We start from the raw sequence: 25436 nt of genomic DNA, 5'->3' as shown, positions 1-25436 counted from the left end.
ACTATTTGGTTTTAAACACGCGTATATCGTTGAGATCCTGTTATTAAAGTATATCACCAAGTGCAATACTTTATCCCTTATTCCCAACCCCATTGCGAAAATGCATATCACCTCGCCCTATGATTTTTATTTCTTCGAGCAGCCTCGAACTTTTCCCACAACACCGTAAAAGTTGCAAAAACGTTAAATGCGTCACACATTTCAATGTTAAAGTGGTCGGCTTTTCCCCTGAAACATGCCACGGGTAACACCATGAGTGAATTTATTGCCGAAAACCGCGGCGCGGATGCCATCACCCGACCGAACTGGTCAGCCGTTTTCTCGGTGGCGTTTTGCGTCGCCTGTCTGATTATCGTTGAGTTTTTGCCCGTCAGTTTGTTGACGCCAATGGCCCAGGATTTAGGCATTTCGGAAGGGGTTGCCGGGCAATCGGTGACCGTGACCGCATTTGTGGCAATGTTTGCCAGTTTGTTTATTACCCAGACAATTCAGGCCACTGACCGCCGCTACGTTGTTATTTTGTTTGCCGTTTTGCTGACGCTCTCCTGCTTGCTGGTTTCCTTTGCTAACTCATTCAGTTTGCTTTTAATCGGTCGTGCCTGTCTGGGGCTGGCGCTGGGCGGGTTCTGGGCGATGTCGGCGTCGCTGACCATGCGTCTGGTACCGCCGCGTACGGTGCCGAAGGCGCTGTCGGTGATCTTCGGCGCGGTTTCTATTGCGCTGGTGATTGCCGCACCGTTGGGCAGTTTTTTAGGCGAGCTTATCGGTTGGCGCAATGTCTTTAATGCGGCGGCGGTGATGGGCGTGCTGTGTATTTTCTGGATTATCAAATCATTGCCTTCGCTGCCAGGCGAACCCTCGCATCAGAAACAAAATACTTTCCGCTTATTACAACGTCCGGGTGTGATGGCAGGGATGATCGCCATCTTCATGTCTTTCGCCGGGCAGTTTGCTTTCTTCACGTATATTCGCCCGGTGTATATGAACCTGGCGGGATTCGGCGTGGATGGTTTAACGCTGGTGCTGTTGAGTTTTGGTATCGCCAGCTTTATTGGTACGTCGCTTTCGTCGTTCATTCTTAAACGTTCGGTAAAACTGGCCTTAGCGGGCGCGCCGTTAATACTGGCAGTGAGTGCGTTGGTGCTGACGTTGTGGGGAAGCGATAAAATCGTTGCTACCGGCGTGGCGATTATCTGGGGGCTAACTTTTGCATTGGTTCCTGTCGGCTGGTCAACGTGGATCACCCGCTCACTGGCCGATCAGGCAGAAAAAGCCGGGTCTGTTCAGGTGGCGGTTATTCAGCTTGCTAATACCTGTGGCGCGGCAATCGGCGGTTATGCGCTGGATAATATTGGTCTGACTTCGCCGTTGATGTTGTCCGGCACATTGATGTTGCTGACGGCGTTATTGGTCACCGCAAAGGTGAAAATGAAGTAACGTATTTACAGGAGGGGTTACTGCTCTGGCGGGAAGCTCTCTTGTTCTTCCTCCTGATAATCCTTGATCAGGTATTGTTCTTATCTTGTTGTTATTTCCATTATTCCGCCTGTATTCATCATTTGCTAATCATGAATCATCATTTTCTCTCATGTTAAAGAAAGGTCATTTAATCTGAACGCATAGCGACAGGGATGACAAATGGCAGGGAAAGCGCATGGGAATGGCGATCGTCGGGGCGATAACACCATATGTGGATTGGGGGATCGTTTACGTCGTCTGACCGCCGGTATTTGCCTGATAACACAAACTATTTTCCCTGTTATGGCTGCTGCCCCTACGCATATTAATCCTGCGCACTCGGATACTGCCGCGTCACTGATCCTGCCGAACGTTAAAACTATTCCATATACCCTGGGTGCGTTGGAATCGCCACCAACGGTCGCGGCACGCTTTGGTATCACCGTTGATGAATTACGTCGCCTGAATCAGTTCCGTACCTTTGCTCGGGGCTTTGACAATGTGCGTCAGGGCGATGAAATAGATGTGCCCCTCATTAACAGTAACAGCCCTGAAGCGCGCAACCTGAAAGCAATGCAGATGGAGCGCGATGGCAAAGATCCGCAAATGCAGGTCGCGGAAGTGGCGCAGCAAAGCGGAACACTTTTAGCTCGCGATATGGACAGCGAACAGGCTGCGAGTATGGCGCGTGGCTGGGTGGCTTCTTCTGCCTCTGCGCAGGCAACGGACTGGCTCAGTCGTTGGGGAACTGCCCGGGTATCTCTTGGTGTGGATGAAGATTTCAGCCTTAAAAGCTCGTCATTTGAATTTCTCCATCCCTGGTACGAAACGCCGGATAACCTGGTCTTCAGCCAGCACACACTTCACCGTACGGATGATCGCACTCAAACCAACCACGGTATCGGCTGGCGTTATTTCACATCGAGCTGGATGTCTGGCGTCAATATGTTTATCGATCATGACCTGACCCGCTATCACACCCGAACCGGGATGGGCGTTGAATACTGGCGCGATTACCTGAAACTGAGCGGCAACGGTTATCTGCGCCTCAGTAACTGGCGTAGTGCACCGGAACTCGACAATGACTATGAAGCACGTCCGGCGAACGGGTGGGATCTTCGCGCCGAAGGCTGGTTACCGGCCTGGCCGCAGCTGGGCGGCAAGCTGGTCTATGAACAATATTATGGCGATGAAGTGGCGCTGTTTGGTAAAGACGAGCGACAAAATGATCCTCACGCGATTACCGCAGGTTTGAGTTACACCCCCGTTCCCCTGATCTCCTTTAGTGCCGAGCAACGGCAGAGCAAACAGGGAGAAAACGACACCCGAATTGGTATGGAGTTGACGTTGCAACCCGGTCATTCACTGCAAAAACAGCTCGATCCGGCTGAAGTTGCAGCACGACGCAGCCTTGTGGGCAGTCGCTATGACCTGGTCGATCGTAATAACAATATTGTCCTTGAATATCGCAAGAAAGAGCTGGTGCGGCTGACGCTGACCGATCCGTTGAAAGGCAAGCCGGGCGAGGTTAAATCGCTGGTTTCTTCCTTACAAACCAAATATGCGCTGAAAGGTTATGACATTGAAGCCGCCTCCCTGCAATCAGCGGGCGGAAAAGTAGCAGTTTCCGGCAAGGATATTCAGGTCACTATTCCTCCCTACCGATTCACGGCAATGCCTGAAACCGACAACACTTACCCGATAGCGGTTACAGCGGAAGATTCGAAAGGAAATTTCTCCCGGCGTGAAGAAAGTATGGTGGTCGTGGAAAAACCCACACTAAGCCTCACCGATTCAACGCTTTCTGTCGATCTGCAAATCCTGCTTGCTGATGGAAAATCAACCTCAACGCTGACCTATACCGCGCGAGATTCCAGCGGCAAGCCAATCCCCGGTATGACGTTAAAAACACAGGTGAAAGGTTTGCAGGATTTCGCCTTAAGCGAATGGAAAGACAACGGTAACGGAACCTATACCCAAATAGTTACCGCCGGGAAGACGTCTGGCGCGTTATCGCTGATGCCGCAATTTAACGGCGACGATATCGCTAAGACGCCAGCGCTGATTGCTATCGTGGCGAATACGGCATCCCGCGCTGACTCCACGATTGAGACAGACCAGGATAATTACGTCGCGGGTAAGCCGATAGTCGTTAAAGTGACCCTGAGAGATGATAACGGCAACGGGGTTACCGGACGAAAAGAACTTCTCAAACAAACCGTTAAAGTTGACAACACGAAGGCTGATGACGTTAGTGCCTGGACGGAAGAAAGTGAGGGAATTTACAAAGCAAGCTATACGGCCCATCTCATTGGCGACAAATTAACGGCCCAGCTGACGATGCCCGGCTGGCAAACCAAACATTCGGATGCGTTCAGTATTGCGGGTGATAAAGATACCGCCAAAATCGCTGCGATGCAGATCACCGCGAATAACGCAGTTGCCAGACGCGATCACAATACCGTCGCTGTGACGGTCAGGGATGTGCATCAAAATTTACTGCAGGGACAAAATGTTACCTTCACGGTCGTGAATGGTGCGGCGGTTTTTGCCGATCCAAATGGCGGTATTGTGACGACAGATAAAGACGGGATTGCCAGCGTTAACCTTGCCAGTGACCAGGCGGTAAACAGTCTTATCAAGGCCGAGATCAATGGCAGTAGTCAGTCTGTGGAAGTGAGCTTTATCACTGGCGATATCTCGCAGCTGACCTCCACCATCAAGACGGACGATGTGTCATACACCGCGGGTGGCAAGATAAAAGTGTCAGTCACCCTTATGGATGAGCAGAAAAACCGGGTGAAAGGGATGGCTTCGCTGCTGGCTGGTAGCGGTGTGGTCGAGGTGAGCGGTACAGATAAAAATGAAACGGGTAACTGGAGCGAAGAGTCTGATGGCGTTTACACCACCACCCGAACCGCGAAGATTGCTGGCGATCGCCATTACGCCACGCTGAAACTATCGACATGGAGTAGCGCGCAGCAATCCGATGCGTATGCCATCCGCGAAAGCGGAGCTGTGCTGGCTTATTCCTCCATCGTTACCGACAAAACGGCCTACACCGCTGGCGGCGCGATAAAAGTTACGGTAACACTCAAGGATAGCTATGAAAACCTGGTCGGGGGGCAACGAGACGCTATCAACCTGGCTATCCAGTTGCCAAATACAAAAGCGGAAAGCATCGCCTGGAATGAAGATCAAAAAGGAATTTATACCGCAACGTATACCGCCTTACTCCCTGGCACCGGTTTAAAAGCACAGCTACAGATGTCCGGCTGGGCGAACGCTCTGACTTCAAATGATTACAGTATTAGTGGCGATGCCGCCAGCGCACAAATTGTCGCGATGCAAGTGACAACGGGTAACCCGGATGTGCTGGCGAATGGCAGCGATCGACATACGGTGAATGTCCGGGTGGAAGATCAGTTTGGCAATGTGCTGCCGGAGCAGACCGTCACCTTTACGGTGACGAAGGGGGCGGCTGTATTTGCCAATGCAGGGCAGAGCGCAGATATCAGGACGGATGCGCATGGCATGGCAGAGGTTGATCTGAGCAGTACCGTCGCGGATGCCAGCACTGTTGAGGCTAAGATCAATCAAAGCAGCGATAGTAAAACGGTGAACTTTGTTGCTGATGTTAGCACGGCGCAAGTCGCGGAGCTGGTGGTGACGCAGGACGGCTCAGTGGCAGATGGCGCGACGGCGAACACGCTGCGGGCGAGGGTCACCGATGCGTTCGGGAATGCACTTGCCGGGCAGACGGTTAGCGTGTTGGCAGGCAACGGCGCAACGACTGCTCCGACGGTCACCACGCAGCCGGATGGCACGGTGGAGATCAGTGTCACCAGCCAGACCGCCGGAACCAGTGTGATCACTGCCAGCGTCAACAACAGCAGCCAGAGCCGGAACGTGACGTTTATTGCGGATGTCAGCACGGCGCAGATCGCGGATCTGGTCGTTAGCCAGGATAACGCGGTGGCAGACGGCGCGACGGCGAATACGCTGCAAGTGAGGGTCACCGATGCGTTCGGGAATGCACTTGCCGGACAGACGGTCAGCGTGTTGGCGGATAACGGCGCAACGGTCGCTCCGGTGGTCACCACGCAGCCGGACGGCACGGTGGAAATCAGTGTCACCAGCCAGACGGCGGGCAGCAGTGCGGTCACCGTCAGTATCAACAGCAGCAGTCAGAGCCGGGACGTGACATTTATCGCGGATGTCAGAACGGCGCAGATCGCGGACCTGGTGGTCATTAAGGACGACTCAGTGGCAGACGGTGCAATGGCGAATATGCTGCGGGCGAGGGTCACCGATGTGTTCGGTAATGCGCTTGCCGGGCAGACGGTCAGCGTGATGGCGGACAACGGTGCAGCGGTCGCTTCGACGATGACCACAAAGCCGGACGGCACGGTGGAGATCAGTGTCACCAGCCAGACGGCAGGAATCAGTGTGGTCACCGCCAGCATCAACAACAGCAGCCAGAGTCAGAACGTGACGTTTGTCGCGGATGTCAGGACGGCGAAGATAGCGGATCTGGTCGTTAGCCAGGATAACGCGGTGGCAGACGGTTCGACGGCGAACACGCTGCGGGCGAGGGTGACCGATGCGTTCGGTAATACGCTTGCCGGGCAGACGGTCAGCGTGATGGCAGGCAACGGCGCAACGGTTGCCCCAGCGGTGATTACAGAGCCGGACGGCACGGCGGAGATCAGTGTCACCAGCCAGACGGCGGGAGTCAGTGCAGTCACCGCCAGCATCAACAACAGCAGCCAGAGCCGGGATGTGACGTTTATCGCGGATGTCAGAACGGCGAAGATCGCTGATCTGGTGGTCACCCGGGATAACTCAGTGGCAGACGGTGCAATGGCGAACACGCTGCGGGTGAGGGTCACAGATGCGTTCGGGAATACGCTTGCCGGGCAGACGGTCAGCGTGTTGGCGGATAACGGCGCAACGGTCGCTCCGACGGTCATCACAGGGCAGGACGGCACGGTGGAGATCAGTGTCACCAGCCAGACGGCGGGGATCAGTACTGTCACTGCAACCATCAACAGCAGCAGCCTGAGCCGGAACGTCACGTTTGTCGCCGATGTCAGGACGGCGCAGATCGCGGATCTGGTGGTCATTAAGGACGGTTCAGAGGCAGACGGTGCGACGGCGAACACGCTGCGGGCGAGGGTGACCGATGCGTTCGGCAATGCGCTTGCCGGCCAGACGGTTAGCGTGATGGCGGACAACGGCGCAACGACTGCCCCGACGGTCATCACAGAGCCGGACGGTACGGTGGAGATCTCAGTCACCAGCCGGACGGCGGGGATCAGTACTGTCACTGCAACCATCAACAGCAGTAGTCAGAGTCAGAACGTGACGTTTATCGCCGATATCAGGACGGCGCAGATCGCGAGTCTGGAGGTGACGCAGGATAACTCAGTGGCTGACGGCACAATGGCGAACACGCTGCGGGTGAAGATCACCGATGCATTCGGTAATACGCTGGGCGGGCAGACAGTCAGCGTGTTGGCGGACAACGGTGCCACGACTGCTCCGACGGTCACCACGCAGCCGGACGGCACGGTGGAAATCAGTGTCACCAGCCAGACGGCAGGCACCAGTGCGGTCACCGCCAGTATCAACAGCAGCAGCCAGAGCCGGGATGTGACGTTTATCGCCGATGTCAGAACGGCGAAGATTGCTGATCTGGTGGTCATTAAGGACGGCTCAGTGGCTGACGGCGCAATGGCGAACATGCTCAGGGCGAGGGTAACCGATGCATTCGGTAATACGCTTGCCGGGCAGACAGTCAGCGTGTTGGCGGACAACGGTGCCACGACTGCTCCGACGGTCACCACGCAGCCGGACGGCACGGTGGAAATCAGTGTCACCAGCCAGACGGCAGGCACCAGTGCGGTCACCGCCAGTATCAACAGCAGTACCGCGAGCCGGAACGTGACGTTTGTTGCAGATGTCAGGACGGCGAAGATCGCTGATCTGGTGGTCATTAAGGACGGCTCAGTGGCTGACGGCGCAATGGCGAACACGCTGCGGGTGAAGATCACCGATGCATTCGGTAATACGCTTGCCGGGCAGACAGTCAGCGTGTTGGCGGACAACGGTGCCACGACTGCTCCGACGGTCACCACGCAGCCGGACGGCACGGTGGAGATCTCTGCCACCAGCCAGACGGCAGGCACCAGTGCGGTCACCGCCAGCATCAACAACAGCAGCCAGAGTCAGAACGTGACGTTTGTCGCGGATGTCAGGACGGCGAAGATAGCGGATCTGGTCGTTAGCCAGGATAACGCGGTGGCAGACGGTTCGACGGCGAACACGCTGCGGGCGAGGGTGACCGATGTGTTCGGTAATACGCTTGCCGGGCAGACGGTCAGCGTGATGGCAGGCAACGGCGCAACGGTTGCCCCAACGGTGATTACAGAGCCGGACGGCACGGCGGAGATCAGTGTCACCAGCCAGACGGCGGGAGTCAGTGCAGTCACCGCCAGCATCAACAACAGCAGCCAGAGCCGAAACGTGACGTTTGTTGCAGATGTCAGGACGGCGAAGATCGCTGATCTGGTAGTCACCCGGGATAACTCAGTGGCAGACGGTGCAATGGCGAATATGCTGCGGGCGAGGGTCTCCGATGCGTTCGGTAATGCGCTTGCCGGGCAGACGGTCAGCGTGTTGGCGGACAACGGCGCAACGACTGCCCCGACGGTAACCACGCAGCCGGACGGCACGGTGGAAATCAGTGTCACCAGCCAGACGGCGGGCACCAGTGCCGTCACTGCAACCATCAACAGCAGCAGCCAGAGCCGGGACGTGACGTTTATCGCCGATATCAGGACGGCGAAGATCGCGGATCTGGTGGTCATTAAGGATGGTTCAGAGGCGGACGGTTCGACGGCGAACACGCTGCGGGCGAGGGTGACGGATGCGTTCGGCAATGCGCTTGGCGGCCAGACGGTTAGCGTGATGGCGGACAACGGCGCAACGACTGCCCCGACGGTCATCACAGAGCCGGACGGTACGGTGGAGATCTCAGTCACCAGCCGGACGGCGGGGATCAGTACTGTCACTGCAACCATCAATAACAGCAGCCTGAGCCGGAACGTGACGTTTATCGCCGATATCAGGACGGCGCAGATCGCGAGTCTGGAGGTGACGCAGGATAACGCCGTGGCTGACGGCGCAATGGCGAACACGCTGCGGGCGAGGGTAACCGATGCGTTCGGCAATGCACTTGCCGGGCAGACGGTCAGCGTGTTGGCGGACAACGGCGCAACGACTGCCCCGACGGTCATCACAGAGCCGGACGGTACGGTGGAGATCTCAGTCACCAGCCAGACCGCCGGAACCAGTGCGGTCACCGCCAGCATCAACAACAGCAGCCAGAGCCGAAACGTGACGTTTATCGCCGATGTCAGGACGGCGCAGATCGCGGAGCTGGTGGTCATTAAGGACGGCTCAGCGGCAGACGGTGTAATGGCGAATATGCTGCGGGCGAGGGTCACCGATGCTAACGGTAATGCACTTGCCGGGCAGACGGTCAGCGTGTCGGCAGGCAACAGCGCAACGGTTGCTCCGGCGGTCATCACAGAGCCGGACGGCACGGTGGAGATATCTGTAACCAGCCAGACGGCGGGAATCAGTGCAGTCACTGCCAGCATCAACAGCAGCAGTCAGAGCCGGGACGTGACATTTATCGCCGATGTCAGGACAGCGAAGATCGCTGAACTGGAGGTCATCCGGGATAACGCGGTGGCAGACGGTTCGACGGCGAATACGCTGCAGGTGAAGGTCACCGATGCTAACGGTAATAAGCTTGCCGGACAGACGGTCAGCGTGTTGGCGGGCAACAGCGCAACGGTTGCTCCGACGGTCACCACGCAGCCGGACGGCACGGTGGAGATCAGTGTCACCAGCCAGACGGCGGGCACCAGTACAGTCACCGCCAGCATCAACAACAGCAGCCAGAGCCAGAACGTCACCTTTGTACCTGGTGATGCATCGCAGCTCACTTCAACCGTTGAAACAAATAAGTCGAACTATACGGTTGGAGAGACAATCACCATCACGGTAACGCTCCGGGATGCGTTCGATAATCTGGTAACCGGTGCAGCTTCACAGTTAGCCGCTGATGGTGTGCTGACGGTGGCTGGCACTGACCCGTCAGAAACGGGAAGCTGGGTTGAATCAGGTGGCGTGTATACCACAACCCGAATGGCGACGATTGCCAGTACCAATCAGCACGCCAACCTGCAATTGCAGACGTGGAGTGATGGCGTAACGTCAGATCGCTATGACATACAGTCCGGTTCTCCGGCGCAAGCCACATCAACTATCGCTACGGATAAAAACGCCTACACCGCTGGTGACACTATAACCGTCGCTGTGACGCTGAAAGACGCGCACGGTAACCTGGTTGAAGGGGGTGAGTCCTTATTGTCTGGTGATAACGTAACAGTAGAAGGAGCCGTACGTTCAGGAGGATGGTCTGAAACCGCCGGTGTTTATACTGCTACATGGTCGGCGCAAATGGCGGGAGACTCTCACCACGCGACGCTGAAGTTGTCTGAATGGGGCAGCAGTAAACAATCAGAGAGTTATTCCATCCACAGCGGTGCTCCGGTGCAGGCAAATTCTGCTATCAGGACAGATAAATCGGCATATATCGCCGGGGAGCCATTAACCGTCACAATAACGTTGCGGGATGAGTTTGGTAACCCTGCTTTAGGGCTGACATCAGAAGTCATCGAGTCTTATATTGATAGTTTCGCGGTAGGCGGCGCAACTCCCGATTCTATGCGGTGGGTCGAGCAGAATAATGGTGAATATACCATTGTCTGGACAGCATGGGTTGCCGAGGAAAATCTGGTTGCCAGTCTGAAATTAAAAACATGGGCAACGGAGATTAAGTCCTCGTTATACGGAATACAACCAGGTGCAGCGGCAAAAAATCAATCCACGATTGTCGCGGACAAAACGATATATATCGCTGGGGATAGCATAACGGTGACCGTTGTTCTTAAAGACGCCCAGGGTAACTTTATTACTGATGGTGTCGTTCAGCTTAATGAGGAAAACGTACAAGTCAGGAATGCGGATCCTATCCAGGGCAATAATTGGGTTTACAACGGCAATGGGCAATATCAAAGACAGTATATGGCGCATTTTGCGGAAGCGAATTTGAATGCGCAACTGAAGATGGCTGGTTGGAGCGATGCCAATTATTCAAACAATTACACTATCAAACCAGGTGAAGTGAGTCCGCTTGGTTCACAGCTTCGTATACGAGAAGTTTTAGTAGTGGAAGGGGCGGATTTACCTGTCAGTGTTTTATTAGTTGATGATTTTGGAAATCCGGTGGATAACGGTCTGGATTTGCTGGATGATACAGTGTACTTACAAAATGTAGAAAAAAAAGAAGGGGAAAAATGGAGATATGTGGGTGATGGCATATATGAACGTACATATATGGCCTACCAAGAAGGAGAAAATTTAACTTCATTTATGGAGATTAAAGGTTGGCGTATATACGGACAACCATCCTATACCATCCTTCCTTTTGTGGAAGTCGAGTTGCTGAGTGTTAATGGTGTAAAATTCAGGGCGACAGATGGTTTTCCAGAAACAGGGTTTGATGGTGCAAAATTCACGCTGTTACTAACCCATAATATGAAAAATACGGATTATAATTGGACGGCTGGGATTTATGGAATTAATGTTGACAGTAATGGAGAAGTAACATTATCTGTGCTGATAAGAAGTGAAGTTACTATTACCGGGAAACCCAAGAATGGTAAAGGGAATGATGTTGTATTTAAATTCAAGATTAAAAAATGGTTTACTAGTTTAGGTGCTACCAGTAGTAATACCTGGGATATCATAAACACTTCATGTAGCTATGGTCAAATGCCGTCATCTTTAGAATTAGCGCAGCGGCCAAGCGGTGGGGTAGTACCGCGAAAAGTAGGTACGTTGTGGGGCGAATATGGTAATTTAAAAATTTATGGGAACGCTTTTAGCGGTACGGATTATTGGACAAGCACTCAGCTCATGGGAGTACACGAGAAATTTAATCCTGAAACTGGTATATCAGAGCTTGGAACAGGAAAGTCCTCTGGCTTGTGCGTAGAGTATTATTAACGAAGTAATCACTAAATTGCCCTGCATCAGCAGGGCAATTTATATTCGTCATTACGCAGAAGTACGCATCACACCAATAGTATTAAATTCGTTTTTCACACTGAGTAAACGGGGGTCATGAAGCAAAACATTTGACCATAAATCATTCTCTTTAATTAATTGTTGCCAGCGCTTTTCATATTCTTTCTTACCGTAAACAGTGTAAATTAACGGCAAAATAACACCATTGATTTTGTTAGTGTTAATATTTGCCAGTAACTTCATAATGTCATTTTTTATAGATGCGCCATAGATCAGAAACTTCGTATAAAGCGAGTTAACGCAGGTGTAATCAAGACCATGTTCAGGTTCAAGTTTAAGCAATAAACTTTTGGCTTTGTCATTATGTCCTTTCAGTGCCATGAACATAGCCAGAATAGAGGTAATAATTGGATTGTTACAGGTGTTTTGACTGTTAAGATTTAATGCAAAAGATATCGCGTTATCGAGTGGTGATGTATAATAAAGTATCATTAATTTAAGAATGCTTATGCCCATTTTATTGGGTTCAAGAGCAATGCTTTTTTCTATTAAATTAAATGCTCTTGCAAGGTCGCCGTTCAAAAAATATAGCAGCGACTGATAATAATAAACGTCTGGCGAATTAGGTTTGAGTAAATGTGCTTGTTTAAATAGCACATTAGAGACTGAATGTTCATCTTTTAGCCCACTGATTAAACCCAGTAAACCCAATGCCTGAGAATTTGAAGGGTTAATTTCCAGAGCCTTTTCAATGGAGGTTACTGCCGTAGTTATTGCTTGTTTTTGTTCACTGATTCCAAGGAGTGCTAATGATATATGGCATTCCGCCAGGCAACAGTAGGGCAAGGTATTTTGCGGTTGCGTACTCACACAATCTCTAAATATTACTAATGCTCGTTTCAAACTTTCTGGTGTATAACGGTACATTTCCATCCTGCCATTCATATACATAACAGCAGAATCCAGAGATGGCATTTGTTGTGTATTAATAGATTTAAAATTAATGTTGGGTATTTTTTCAATAAGAATATTAATTACTTGTGATAATAATACGGAAAGAGGATTATCGGGGTTGAAATCAATACTTTGATGATCAATCAATTTATGCGTTCTGGCATGGATTAACTCAATAAATAAACGCCAGTTTTTACCATAGTGAACGACCTGACCCATAATATAATATTCTGGACCTGTTTTATTGATAAACTGATGGATGGTGGAGAAATCACTGGCCTCATTTGTTACCGAAGCGGGTAAAATATCTAAACCACAAAAAGCATATTTTGAAAGGCCCTGGACAAGTTCGTAATGGAGTTTTAGAACATTGATCGAACCTTCAGTACGAAAGGGAAAAACGGCAAGAGTGGTGGTCGACTTTACCGGTTCATTATCGGTCACAATCACAATAGGTACAGTAAAACGGTATCCACGACCATAGACCGTTTCGATATACTTACACTGTTTATTCTCATGCAAAAGTTTGCGCAATGCATAAATACATCGTGTTAGAGATTCATCACTGGCAACACTCGCGCTCCAGACCTTATCGATAATCTCTTCTTTGCTAACAATTTCACCGTCAGCATTAAGTAATAGAATGATAACGCCAAGTTCTTTCGGGGGAATATGATATTCTTTGTTTTTGAATAATAATATTCCATTGTTTTTTAATACAAAGTCGCCAAATATATATTGTTGTGTATTATTTTTTCCATGTTGCAGTTGCATAGAACGCTCCTTCCGTTTTCTCTATTCATAGTATTAATTTGATTAATATAAAATAAAGTATTGGCAGAATTGCTCTATCAAAAAACGCTCATTTTGTAAGATTGTGATGAAGAAATGAATGAAAGCTGATGCTTAATAATATGAAACGCTGGTCCCATTTTTCGGGACCAGATAGTGGGCGATAATTGTGGGTATTACTTAATCAGAAACGTAAATAATCTTTCGCTGAATCAAACAACGCAGTAATGGTTGAAGATAATAATTTGATAATTGTATCGTAGGTGGAGTTGGCTGTACTGTATTTAGTCGTGATAACCTGCACGTCGGTTTTCATGTTTTCTGTCTGGCCGTTATAACCCGCCAGCCATGCCTGGTATTCAGCTGTGCTTATTTCATAACCGGTGAATTCTTTAGATATATTTTTTTCCTTCCCTTTATCGTCCCTATGCACCATTGAGTCTGAAGACTGACTCATACTGTCAATAATCTGAGGGTTGGGAATAATAACATACAGACCGCTACCTTGCGGTTCAACTTCGACAATCGGAGAAGGTGTGCGGTGTTTGGGATCGGGTGGAATTACCGGAAGTCCTAAAGCGGCGCACCATTTTTCTGCTTCTTCTAGTGGTACACCAATTTTGTCAGCAGGTGCCGGAGGGTATAAAACATAGTCTGGATTGTAATGATAGTGGAAATCACCATTAGGATATTTATCGATATAATAAAAATGCATCAAGGCTTTTTGGAATGCATTGACGTCAAAAACTATCGCATCGCCTTTTTTATTAGAGTGAGTCCATTTTCCCATATTGCTTTGGATATGTTCACTGAAGTCCTGCCAGTATGCGCTCATTATCTCAACGCTATTTGCATAGATTTCGAGGTAGTCGCTACCGAGCACACTCATCAAATCAGCAATATCACTGCATATATATTTATCACTTTTAAATTCGTTTGAACTACTGGCCGTTAAAGTACTGCTGGTTGCTGAACTTCTCATTTCAGGCACAGAACTGTCTAAAGAAGCGATAGCGTGATTTAAGGTACCTTTGGTCGTTGCCATTGCACTTGACCCGGTTGTGTTGTGAGCAACGTTAGCCAGGGTTTTTCTCACAGAGTTATGCAGGGTCAATATTGTAGCGGTATCCTTTAATTTTACGTCAATAGTATTAACATTTTCTGTAAGCTGCAGAACGTTTTTTATCAGCAAATAACTTTCGTGTAAGAGCGCGGATCCTTTCTCTGACAGGTTCTCAGTTGGGAAATTTCTGAGCATGTTTTTAACGAAGTTAAGCTGTATGTCATGCTGGCATTTCCAGTCTTCATTTCGCGGGCCACGTTCACTGACTAAAGTTGATAGTTTTTCAACATCTTTCTTGAGCATAGCGCCAATATTATTATCCTTACTGGCGCTGTTATGCAAATTACCCTCGCTTTTGCTGTTTCCCAGTTGATGAGGCTCCTCACTTTGCGAGGATGCCTCTTGAAGAGGAATGTTTGCATTCTGCTGACGTAGAATATCTATATTTAAATTATTATCTTTATTAATCATGTGTCATTCCTCCTTAAATATAAGAAACTATTATTGCAATAATTTATGAGCGAATTCCTTGAACAATAGCACTATCAGTATCAATAATGGTTTGTATTATTTGCTGTAATAAATTGAGTGCCTGATCTCTTCCTTGAACATCACGATTAATTTGATCCAGATAGCTACTCATAACTGAATGCATGACATTTTTAGCCTGTTCAACAATGTCTTTTTCTGCATGAGTAGTACTTTCTAGAATTCTAAGTGATGCTTGAGTTGATTGATTAACAAGCTGTGAAAGTACATCTGCTTTACCTATAGTAAAATATTTATTATATTTCCTGTTATGTTTTATACTAATACGCTCGTTTTTATCTCTAATTTTTTCTTCCGTAGTTTCTTTTTCTTTATCGTAATATTTCAGGGTCTCTTCTTTTTGTTCTTCATCAAGTGTTGTATCTTTCGTTGTTGTTTTTATTTCTTCATCTATTTGCTTGAGATAAGCTTGTTGATCTTGAACTTCCCTTTTTAATCCTCGCTGTGTTTTATCATCAGTTCCACTGATAGTGTGCTTCTGATCAGGTGTAAGGGTTTGCATCTTTTCGGGATGGCTTCTGAAATTTGCTACAACAGATGCTGCAGCTCCAGCTGCGCCAACTGTTGACCCGGCAAGAACACCTGCCGAACTTGCCATTGTGGCGTGTACGGTTTCTGTTTTCTGATACTGGACAAGTTGTTCAAAAACGTTGCTCATAATAGCCTCAGACATAGCAGAGGCTTTATACATTGATGTGAATACCCTTAAAAATTCCTCCATAACAGCCTGTTGTCGCATGGTCAAATTATCTAGCATATCAAGGATATTATATTTAGATATTTTAATAGAACTCTGTTCTGCAGAACTGCTTGATTGACTGAATGAAATTGTAGCTTGGTCAAGGTCACCCCTCAAATTATCTAGCGTATTCCTTGAGTAATTAAGATTATCCAAAAGTTTTACTCTTAGTTCCGGACAGACTTCTCTGTCTGTATTTTTTAATATTATAAACTGAGAGCTTATGTCATGCTTAATATCTTTAAGGTTATAGTATTGCACAATTTTATTATCATTTGGTATGTTGTTTTCTTTACCATAATCTCTATCAAAGATTGTTTTATCAAGACTGTTAATATTAGATGTGCTGGACGCATTTTTAATTTCATAGGTGGCCATGTTAAAACCCTCTTATACGATAGAATGGGAAGCAAATTTTAAGGCTTCAGTTCGGTGTTGTAATACTCGTACCATCTGGCTTACCTCTTGTTCGACGGTTTTATCCACCCTTTGCAATACTGAAAGCATTTGTTCACGCGTTTTTGATAGATTACTCATGTCCTGTTGTAAAATTGCCATGTCGGCAGAGTTTCCAGCAACAAAACAATTCATCGTCGATGTTGCTATTGCACAGATGAGTAAGCCTATTTTCTCCAGGCCATTACTTATTTTGGCAATCAACTTCAACACTACGGCTGATGTTTGTAGCACGCTGCACACGCTGTCTAATACCTTTATAATATTTTTTGAAACTGAATTAATAATTGATTCAATGGTTGATTTTATAGTGCTTGTTATTTCTTTGGTGACTTCTTCGGCGGCTGTTTTTGATAATGCAGAAACAACGGCCCCTATTGCTACAGAACATATTACAGCTGCACCAATCATTACTGTCGCCATGACAATAGAAGCGGCTGCACTTGCGTAAATACTTTTAACCAGTTCAATCGTATTTTGATCGATACCAATAACGTCCAGAAGCGCGGTGATTGCGAGCAGAGTGGGATCAACTGTTTTAATCGCAGCCGAAAGACCTTCAACAACTTTCCCTAAAATCCAGCCGGTAGCCGTGGTGCCCAGAGCGATTTGACAAGTGATATCTACACCTAATACTACTGCGCCCGCTATTCCTCCAATAAGTGCCAATGCACCCGCAATACTTGAACCACCACTTGGAACTGCAGCAAGAAGACCAACAACAATTAAGACTGCGCTTACGGCAAAGGTAACTACAGTTACACACTCATTAACGATTTTTAAAACTTTAGTCGTGGTAGTATATTTACGTGCTGTTTCATTGAGTTTATTTTCCCTGACATGGTTAATCTCTTTCATTACCTCAGATTGATTTTTAATAGAGTCGCAATTGGTATCACCAATAACTACCATTACTGAAGTAATCAAAAGGATAAATGTGGCTGTCGCGTTTCTATTTTTCTGGTTTTCCTGTGTCAGGCAAATATTGGTGGTGAAGTTATTAATCTGTTCTTGCTGTTGAATTTCGTCAAAAATTTCCATACTTTGGCCGATCGCAGCATCAGCATCCATAATGGCTGTATTTAACGATTTCTCAGCTAACGATTTTTTTTGTAATGACAGCGTGAGTGTTTTTTCAGCCGCATTTTTTTGCGTCAGTACTTTATTATATTGTGGATCGCCAGGTTGCAGTTGCGACAACTCTTGATTCAATGTATTGACTTTTTTCTCCAGCGATTGCACCTTTTTATCGACCGTATTGTAATTATTATTGGCCTGATGCATGATATCGTCGGCTTTTTGCGCATCATCTAATGATGAGGAGTAAGCGTCACTTAATTCACGAAACTTATTATGTGCCATTTCGTGTCGAAGCAGGGTGCTGTCAAGGTTATTATGCAATCGTTTTGTAATATCCTGATCGGCAATGCCTGTTAAATTACCCAAAATCATTGTCAGGCGGGCATCATTCGTCTTTGCTGTAGTGGCGTTGTCTGAATCTGAAACCTGTATTTCAGGCGGAGCAAGCATCGGTTTGTTTTCAAGACGAGCGCGAATATCGTTATCAAGGGATTTCGGGTTTTTATTAAGCCGCATGGGATCAACTTGCGTTTTGCTGCTGTCCTGCAGTCTTTTTTCCGCATCGCTATACTGTGTACGCAATGTTTCACTGATTTGTTCAAACGTGATCGTTTGTCCCGTAATCGGTGCCGACATAATTCACCTCCTTTTTAAGCTATCATCGGGTGTAATTAATTCTTTTTTATTTAACTCATGGCAGATGTTTATTCCCATCTAAAATGGCATCAACGGGAAAGTAAGTAATGTGTTTATTGTTATTCTTCTCATTTATTTTATCGCCATGGTTATTTTTTAAATCAACTGTGCCTTCCTCATGATATTTCCTGGCTAACTCTTCAGACGTAAAAGAAGCGTTTTTTCCGTTTATGTTCATTTTGCCGACTCACTCTGTTCGAACTTCCTCTTCGGTATTGTCTGTCAAAAGTTCAAGATAAGCAGTAGCCATCTCTTTAATTTTTTCATTTTGACTATAGGTTACGACAGTATTAAATAACTCAGTGGCCATTTTAATGTTTTTTAAGCCCATCTGGCATTGCCCCATATAATAAACCAAAGAGAAATCGTTATCGGGAGATAGCATTAAACAGATATGATACATGTCGAATGCCTTTTGATAATCTTTCTTCAATTGACAGACGGCGGCATATCCTTTTAGATAGTTATAATTTTGGAAATCATAAATACAGAGAAATTTAAAAAAGAGTTCAGCTTCGTCAAGTCTTCCTTTTTCATAAAAGTTATAAGCGTAAGCATAAACGCCTTCAAGGGTATCCGGGGTTATGCCATGCAGCTCTGCAAGTGTTGCTCCCATACCTAATGCACGTTCGAACTTACTGGCAATTTCTTTATTTTCTTCTAAATCCAGATTTGCGCTTTCCATCTCTACTCTCTCCTTTCGAACATTCTTTGTTCAGACTTCACCATTTTTTAGAGGGTGGTGATATCAAAATTCGCTCATTTTTATGTCCATCCGTTGGGCTTCGTTTTCTGCATTAAAAACAAGTATTGTTTCAATGAGATAAGATTTTCTATGTGATGAAATGAAAATAATGTAGAGGGAAATTTATCCACAATCCTGATGAACGGGTTCAATTTTGATTGGAATTTAAAAAAGCAGGTGATTTACTGATGTGCGAGCTTAAGTCAGCGGCTGCTGGCCTGAGCGCGGAGGTGTGCGAAATTCACATATCCGGGCATTCCACCTTACCCAGCGCTTCCCAGTAGTTATTCTGATTATTACGCTCCATCGCCACAATAGCTTCGCGGATATGTTGTTTGTTACTCTCATCAGACAACATTAATTTTTCCCACGCTTCGTCTGATAATGACGCCTGTGGCGTGCAAATTTTACGTAAATCTTGCAATACCGTGGTTTTCTCTTTTGCCGACTGTAGCGAGCTGAATGGCGACTCGGCCTGAGAAATGGCTGGAAAAGTCAGGAATACGGTAATCATGAGTAGCATCGTTGGCTTCATAGCGGCAACCTTCTGCAAATGTGCATCGAATGAAGCATAAGTGTAGTTTGCTTTTACCGCTCTCATCATGCTGTACGAAAGGTGTTTGCGTGGTCAGTAAGAAGTGCCAGTTTTTTATACCTTTTTCTTCTATTCGATAGCTTTTCGTTTTTTAAATCGTAGTGATCTTGCCATTATAGTCAGTTAATGATTAAAAAAAGGATAAAAAATGAAACTGACAACACATCATCTACGGGCGGGGGCCGCATTATTGCTGGCAGGAATTCTGCTGGCAGGTTGCGACCAGAGTAGCAGCGATGCAAAACACATTAAAGTTGGCGTTATAAATGGCGCAGAACAAGATGTCGCGGAAGTCGCTAAAAAGGTGGCAAAAGAGAAATATGGCCTCGATGTTGAACTGGTAGGATTTAGCGGTTCGTTGCTACCGAACGATGCGACAAATCATGGCGAGCTTGATGCGAACGTCTTCCAGCATCGGCCCTTTCTTGAACAAGATAATCAGGCGCATGGTTATAAACTGGTAGCGGTGGGAAATACGTTTGTCTTCCCTATGGCGGGTTATTCCAAAAAAATCAAAACCGTGGCGCAAATAAAAGAAGGCGCGACAGTGGCGATCCCCAACGACCCGACCAACCTTGGTCGCGCGCTTTTACTGTTGCAAAAAGAGAAGCTAATTACTCTGAAAGAGGGAAAAGGGTTATTACCTACCGCACTGGATATAACCGATAATCCTCGTCATTTGCAGATTATGGAACTCGAGGGGGCGCAGCTCCCGCGCGTACTGGATGATCCCAAAGTTGATGTGGCGATTATCAGCACCACTTACATTCAGCAGACCGGACTTTCTCCGGTGCACGACAGCGTATTTATTGAAGATAAAAATTCGCCGTATGTGAACATTCTGGTAGCACGGGAAGATAATAAGAATGCAGAAAACGTGAAGGAATTTCTGCAATCTTATCAATCATCCGAAGTCGCTAAAGCGGCAGAAACCATCTTTAACGGTGGCGCGGTGCCTGGCTGGTAATTCTCACTCATCCCGCGCCGGACGATTTATTTTTCTGGCGCGGCGACGGGAATCCATTGAAATCAAAATCACTGATGACAGAATCAGAAGCGTTCCCAGCCAGTCCGGTAATGTGAATGTGATCCCCAGCAACAGCAAAGAGAGCAGCGCGCTACTTAATGGTTCTGCACAGCTCAAAATGCTGGCTTTTGGACCGCCAATTAATTGTGCTCCTTTCAGGTACAGACTAAATGTCAGGGACGTACCAATGACCACCAAATAAAAAAACGCCAGAATCAAACTGCCGTTAACGACAAAGTTTGTCCCTTGTCTGGCATAAAAAGGCAACAGAATCAGACCGCCGATCAGCATACTCCAGCCGACGACAGGCAACGTGCCATAGCGGGCAATTAGCGTTGAGGGATAGGTGGTATAGAATGCCGCAGCAAATGCCGAGGCAATGCCCCAGAATAACGCGGCAGGAGAGATCGATAATGACGTCGGATTACCGTGTGTCACCAGTAAAAAAGTCCCGACCAGCGATGTCAAAATAGCGCAAAAAACCAGAATGCCCGGGCGCGATTTACGTACCAGTGAGAACCAGGCGACGATAATCGTCGGTGAGAGGAATTGCAGCACCGTTGCCGTGGCTGCGTTCGATTTTTCGATGGTTAGCAAAAAAGTGAGCTGTACGGTTAGCGCGCCAACCACGGAAAAAATCAGCAGACTAATGGCATCTTTGTGATTGTTAATAATAGAAAAGATTTTATCGCCATGAACAAATGACAGCGTCAGCAGAATCAAACCGGCGAATATCAAACGCGTCATAGTCAAAAACTGCGACGACATCTGGCTTTGCTCCATGATGTATTGCGCGCAGACCCCTGAACTTCCCCACAACACGGCGGCAATCAGAACGTTCAGCATCCCCTTTCTGGTGGAACCCATTTTTCCCTCTGCATACTGTTTTGTCGTTTATGTATGCAGGCATGATAGCAAAAATGGCGAGGATGGCTCTGTTTGCGCCACGCCGATTTTTCTTAGCCCAGACTGGTGAGCTAAATATCTTTAATAAACAGCAGGCAAATCATCGCAATACCCAACATCCCTATCGCCAGCCAGAACAACGCGTGGTAGCTCCAGATTTCAACCATAATTCCGTCAACAGAGCCGGCGATAATCCAGCCGACGCGTGAGGTATTTGCATATAACGTTGTCGCAGAGCCTATTTTTTCAGGCATCAGATCCTGAAAATAAAGCATGCCGATACCACAGAGAATACCAAGGAAGATGGCATTAAGAATTTGCAATTCCAGCTCAACTGCCGGAGTCGTCGCCATGAGTACGCTGGCGTAAAAACACATTCCACTCACGATAGCAATGAGCATTAATAGCCGCTTGCCAATACGTTTCATGTAATAGCCTGCGATTAACATCATCGGAATTTCCAGACCGGCAGCGATACCAATCATTTCTCCAGCCAGTTTATCGGTTAGATGCAGTTCATCAATAATAAATAGCGGCATATTTATCATGTAGAGATTATTCGCCGCCCACATCATTGAACAGACCACAAAAAGTAGCCGCGTATCCCGCTTCCTGTGGGTGGAGGGTAAAATTTCTATGGGTTGGGTAACGACAGGAATATTTCTTTGTATTGATGGCAAAAACAACCAGACTATCAGTCCGCAAACAACAAATGCGATGGCAGCGGTGAGATACATCACTTTAAAACTAAATCCCATTGCCAGTTCATAAGCGAGCGGTGGCCCGATAACCCAGGCAAGCGAGATCTGAGCACGTAAAAATGTACTGAACATGACCGTCTCACGGCCTGTTCTGTCGGCGTGTTCACGGGCGAGGGCGAACATTTGCGGGTTTGCAGTGGAAGCAAAACTACTCAGAAGTACGCCCGTTGAGAGGAGAATGAAGTAGTTGCGATTCCACGCAAAAAGCGTGCAGGCCAGCACTCCAAATAAGCAACATAGCAGGATCAGTAATTTACGGTCGCCTTGTTTATCGGAGTGCCTTGCCAGAAATTGACTGACCAGAATTCCCATAATAGCGCTACCGGTGAAGAAAAAACCTACCATTATAGGACGGGCTTTCAGTTCATCTGCGAGGAATATACTTAGGGTGGGAGTCTGGAGAGCGCCCGCAATACCCGTCAGAAAGGCGACAAGTAAAAATGCCGCGGCAGTGAGATCAAGTATTTTTGATGGAGTAGTAGCCGTTTTTTGCATTCTTCTGAATCACCGGGCGACAAAATATAACTGAGTTACAAATAAGTACCAGTCGAATGAGTATTGTATTAAGAATTTTTGAGTATCGCTGATACAACCAGAAAGCAATGCTAGCGCAATATTATAGGGCCAGCAATTGAGATTATTAGCAAAAGCATGTTAAGAGTTAATCACCGAATTTATATATTAATTATAGTAAGACAATGAGCTATTTTTGATAGTAAAAATAAAACAAATTTATTTGATATATTAAATGAACAAATTAATCTTGATGGCAGTCTGATTATTGGTGAAGTTTACAGGTCAGTTTTTTTCGCCAGCGGTTAAAGGAATAGAATCGTCGTATAAAAAAAGGGTGTTCTGGGGCGTGTAAAACAACATCTTCACCTTAATGGCGATACAGTTGGCTGAGAGTCAGCAGGGGGGCAAATCACCTGCAAATAAACACGGCGCATGCTGGCGCGAATATCGCGGATGCGTTCGAGGACAGAAGAACCGACAGGCGGATTCTTCAGCCGCTCATCGTCCATCACAAAACCTTTGACCAGGTATTCCTGAAGCCGATTGAATATTGAGCAGTAGAAAATATCTGGATTGACAGTATTACAAGGGATTGGAGAACGTCAGAAGAGGCATTTTGGCGGAAGATCACAGGAGTCGAACCTGCCCGGGACCGCTGGCGGCCCCAACTGGATTTGAAGTCCAGCCGCCTCACCGGAGACGACGATCTTCCGCGCCTCGATTGCTACATGGAGGCGGGGCGCATTATAGCTACTTCCTTGAGTTTCTACATCCCCCAGATCAGTTTTTTCCGCCTAATACACGCAGCGTATTATCACGAAAGCATTATAATTCATATAAAACCCATACTTTACAATGATATATGAGCGTAATTTACGCTACCACGATCACATAAAACAAGAATCATAAATTAATAACCAGATATCGGAATATTCGCTCTCACAGGGATGGTTTACAAAATGCGTTATCGGTCTCAGCACCCCTATAGCATCAAGGAAAAGCAGATGAAGAGTGAAGTGTTGTCCGTTAAAGAGAAAATTGGTTATGGCATGGGAGACGCCGCCAGCCACATTATTTTCGATAACGTAATGTTATATATGATGTTCTTTTATACCGATATTTTTGGCATTCCTGCCGGATTTGTCGGAACCATGTTTTTGGTCGCTCGTGCACTGGATGCGATTTCCGATCCTTGCATGGGGTTGTTGGCCGATCGAACGCGCTCTCGCTGGGGTAAATTTCGTCCGTGGGTACTGTTTGGCGCACTGCCATTTGGGATCGTCTGTGTACTGGCCTATAGCACGCCAGATCTCAGTATGAACGGAAAAATGATTTATGCAGCAATTACTTACACCCTACTTACCTTACTTTATACCATCGTTAATATCCCTTACTGCGCATTGGGTGGGGTAATCACCAATGACCCGACTCAGCGTATCTCGCTGCAATCCTGGCGTTTTGTGCTGGCGACCGCGGGAGGCATGCTCTCTACTGTTCTGATGATGCCACTGGTTAATTTAATTGGTGGTGATAATAAACCACTCGGTTTCCAGGGCGGAATCGCGGTCCTTTCCGTGGTGGCATTTATGATGCTGGCATTTTGTTTCTTCACCACTAAAGAACGCGTTGAAGCACCACCTACAACGACGTCTATGCGGGAAGATTTACGTGATATCTGGCAAAACGACCAGTGGCGTATTGTCGGTTTACTAACCATTTTCAATATTCTGGCGGTATGCGTACGCGGTGGGGCGATGATGTATTACGTCACATGGATTTTGGGTACGCCGGAAGTGTTTGTCGCTTTTCTTACCACTTATTGCGTGGGTAACCTGATTGGTTCCGCACTGGCGAAACCGCTGACCGACTGGAAATGTAAAGTCACTATCTTCTGGTGGACGAACGCCCTGCTGGCAGTGATTAGCCTGGCGATGTTCTTTGTTCCTATGCAGGCCAGCATCACCATGTTTGTCTTCATCTTCGTGATTGGTGTGCTGCATCAACTGGTGACACCTATCCAGTGGGTAATGATGTCCGATACCGTCGATTACGGCGAGTGGTGCAATGGTAAACGCCTGACCGGGATCAGTTTTGCTGGCACGCTGTTTGTGCTCAAACTGGGGTTGGCCTTCGGCGGCGCTCTTATCGGCTGGATGCTGGCTTATGGCGGATATGATGCGGCAGAAAAAGCGCAGAACAGCGCCACGATTAGCATCATTATTGCGCTATTCACGATTGTTCCGGCGATCTGTTATTTGCTGAGCGCGATTATCGCTAAACGCTACTACTCACTCACGACGCACAATCTGAAAACCGTTATGGAACAGCTGGCCCAGGGCAAACGCCGTTGCCAGCAACAATTCACCTCTCAAGAAGTGCAGAACTAAGGAACGGCAATGAAAATTAGCGACGGAAACTGGTTGATTCAACCTGGCCTCAATTTGATTCACCCGCTTCAGGTGTTCGAGGTTGAACAGCAGGGTAATGAAATGGTGGTCTATGCTGCCCCTCGTGATGTGCGTGAACGTACCTGGCAGCTTGATACGCCTTTATTTACGCTGCGCTTTTTCTCCCCACAGGAAGGTATTGTCGGTGTACGGATTGAGCATTTTCAGGGGGCGCTGAATAACGGTCCTCATTATCCGCTCAATATTTTGCAGGACGTGAAGGTCACAATCGAAAACACAGAACGTTACGCTGAGTTTAAAAGTGGCAACTTAAGCGCGCGTGTCAGCAAAGGTGAGTTCTGGTCACTGGATTTTCTGCGCAACGGCGAACGTATTACCGGTAGTCAGGTGAAAAATAACGGCTACGTGCAGGACTAATGCCAGTCAGTTAAGCAACTGACTGGCTCTTTTTCGGGGCTGTGGGGTATTTCCAGGGCCTCTCCTTTACCACTCTCGGGAAGGCCCTTTCCCTTCTTGTCGGTAAT

At 47.5% G+C, this 25436-nt stretch carries 14 protein-coding genes, 1 tRNA gene and 2 pseudogenes; 5 read left to right on the top strand and 12 right to left on the bottom strand.

The genetic code is table 11. From position 1 onward, the window contains the following. Positions 1 to 252: 252 nt before the first annotated feature. Both nepI and iatC read left to right on the top strand, forming a co-directional pair. Entirely contained in the window at positions 253 to 1437 is a 1185-nt protein-coding gene (nepI, locus tag ACJHYW_RS13425; RefSeq protein ID WP_001288550.1) for a purine ribonucleoside efflux pump NepI, read from the top strand. 201 nt (positions 1438 to 1638) lie between these two features. Continuing rightward, positions 1639 to 11604 carry an inverse autotransporter adhesin IatC gene (iatC, locus tag ACJHYW_RS13420; protein ID WP_061092897.1) on the top strand — a complete coding sequence of 3322 codons (9966 nt, stop codon included), beginning with the start codon at positions 1639 to 1641 and terminating at the stop codon, positions 11602 to 11604. A 51-nt stretch (positions 11605 to 11655) separates the two neighbouring features. On the opposite strand, the gene eilA is transcribed toward iatC, so the two are convergent. The 7 genes from eilA to yicS form a co-directional block, all read right to left on the bottom strand. Beyond that, positions 11656 to 13353: a HilA family transcriptional regulator EilA gene (gene eilA, locus ACJHYW_RS13415; RefSeq protein ID WP_001176832.1), complete on the bottom strand. Its 1698-nt coding sequence runs from the start codon at positions 13351 to 13353 to the stop codon at positions 11656 to 11658. Between the two features lie 202 nt (positions 13354 to 13555). After that, positions 13556 to 14905: an IpaD/SipD/SspD family type III secretion system needle tip protein gene (locus tag ACJHYW_RS13410; RefSeq protein WP_000608461.1), complete on the bottom strand. Its 1350-nt coding sequence runs from the start codon at positions 14903 to 14905 to the stop codon at positions 13556 to 13558. Between the two features lie 43 nt (positions 14906 to 14948). Next, positions 14949 to 16100, bottom strand: coding sequence for a hypothetical protein (locus tag ACJHYW_RS13405; RefSeq protein ID WP_000257042.1), 1152 nt, complete (start codon positions 16098 to 16100; stop codon positions 14949 to 14951). Positions 16101 to 16112: 12 nt separating this feature from the next. Next, positions 16113 to 17894: a type III cell invasion protein SipB gene (locus ACJHYW_RS13400; protein ID WP_061092896.1), complete on the bottom strand. Its 1782-nt coding sequence runs from the start codon at positions 17892 to 17894 to the stop codon at positions 16113 to 16115. A 55-nt stretch (positions 17895 to 17949) separates the two neighbouring features. Next, on the bottom strand, positions 17950 to 18132 hold the full coding sequence (locus tag ACJHYW_RS13395) for a hypothetical protein (RefSeq protein WP_001024523.1): 183 nt from the start codon (positions 18130 to 18132) through the stop codon (positions 17950 to 17952). A gap of 9 nt (positions 18133 to 18141) precedes the next feature. Beyond that, positions 18142 to 18639 carry a SycD/LcrH family type III secretion system chaperone gene (locus tag ACJHYW_RS13390; protein ID WP_000443165.1) on the bottom strand — a complete coding sequence of 166 codons (498 nt, stop codon included), beginning with the start codon at positions 18637 to 18639 and terminating at the stop codon, positions 18142 to 18144. 301 nt (positions 18640 to 18940) lie between these two features. Next, a complete protein-coding gene (gene yicS, locus ACJHYW_RS13385) occupies positions 18941 to 19234 on the bottom strand; it encodes a protein YicS (protein WP_001306625.1) in 294 nt (97 codons plus the stop codon). Positions 19235 to 19442: 208 nt separating this feature from the next. On the opposite strand from yicS, the gene nlpA reads away from it, so the two are divergent. After that, entirely contained in the window at positions 19443 to 20261 is an 819-nt protein-coding gene (gene nlpA / locus ACJHYW_RS13380) for a lipoprotein NlpA (protein WP_000779401.1), read from the top strand. Positions 20262 to 20264: 3 nt separating this feature from the next. Here nlpA and ACJHYW_RS13375 read toward each other — a convergent pair whose 3' ends face one another. The 4 genes and pseudogenes from ACJHYW_RS13375 to ACJHYW_RS13360 all read right to left on the bottom strand — a co-directional run bounded on the left by ACJHYW_RS13375 (position 20265) and on the right by ACJHYW_RS13360 (position 23216). Next, a complete protein-coding gene (locus tag ACJHYW_RS13375) occupies positions 20265 to 21188 on the bottom strand; it encodes a carboxylate/amino acid/amine transporter (protein ID WP_000535959.1) in 924 nt (307 codons plus the stop codon). 110 nt (positions 21189 to 21298) lie between these two features. Further along, positions 21299 to 22483, bottom strand: coding sequence for a sugar efflux transporter (locus tag ACJHYW_RS13370; protein WP_001172864.1), 1185 nt, complete (start codon positions 22481 to 22483; stop codon positions 21299 to 21301). A 398-nt stretch (positions 22484 to 22881) separates the two neighbouring features. Continuing rightward, positions 22882 to 23043 (bottom strand): annotated as a pseudogene (rhuM, locus tag ACJHYW_RS13365) (RhuM family protein); the annotation flags it as partial. Positions 23044 to 23121: 78 nt separating this feature from the next. Continuing rightward, a tRNA-Sec gene (locus ACJHYW_RS13360) sits at positions 23122 to 23216 on the bottom strand. 292 nt (positions 23217 to 23508) lie between these two features. Here ACJHYW_RS13360 and ACJHYW_RS13355 point away from each other — a divergent pair. Then, entirely contained in the window at positions 23509 to 24891 is a 1383-nt protein-coding gene (locus tag ACJHYW_RS13355) for a glycoside-pentoside-hexuronide family transporter (protein WP_000834422.1), read from the top strand. 9 nt (positions 24892 to 24900) lie between these two features. Further along, a pseudogene (locus tag ACJHYW_RS13350) lies at positions 24901 to 25326 on the top strand (alpha-xylosidase); the annotation flags it as partial. Between the two features lie 13 nt (positions 25327 to 25339). Here ACJHYW_RS13350 and ACJHYW_RS13345 read toward each other — a convergent pair. Next, positions 25340 to 25436 (bottom strand): hypothetical protein (locus ACJHYW_RS13345; protein ID WP_223963258.1); only part of this gene is annotated, 97 nt, incomplete at its 5' end.

The sequence above is a fragment of the Escherichia sp. WS3063 genome, from assembly GCF_046486595.1.
Taxonomy (GTDB): domain Bacteria; phylum Pseudomonadota; class Gammaproteobacteria; order Enterobacterales; family Enterobacteriaceae; genus Escherichia; species Escherichia coli.
Note: the sequence above shows the minus strand (reverse complement) of the source record. Positions and strands in the feature narration are given on the sequence as shown.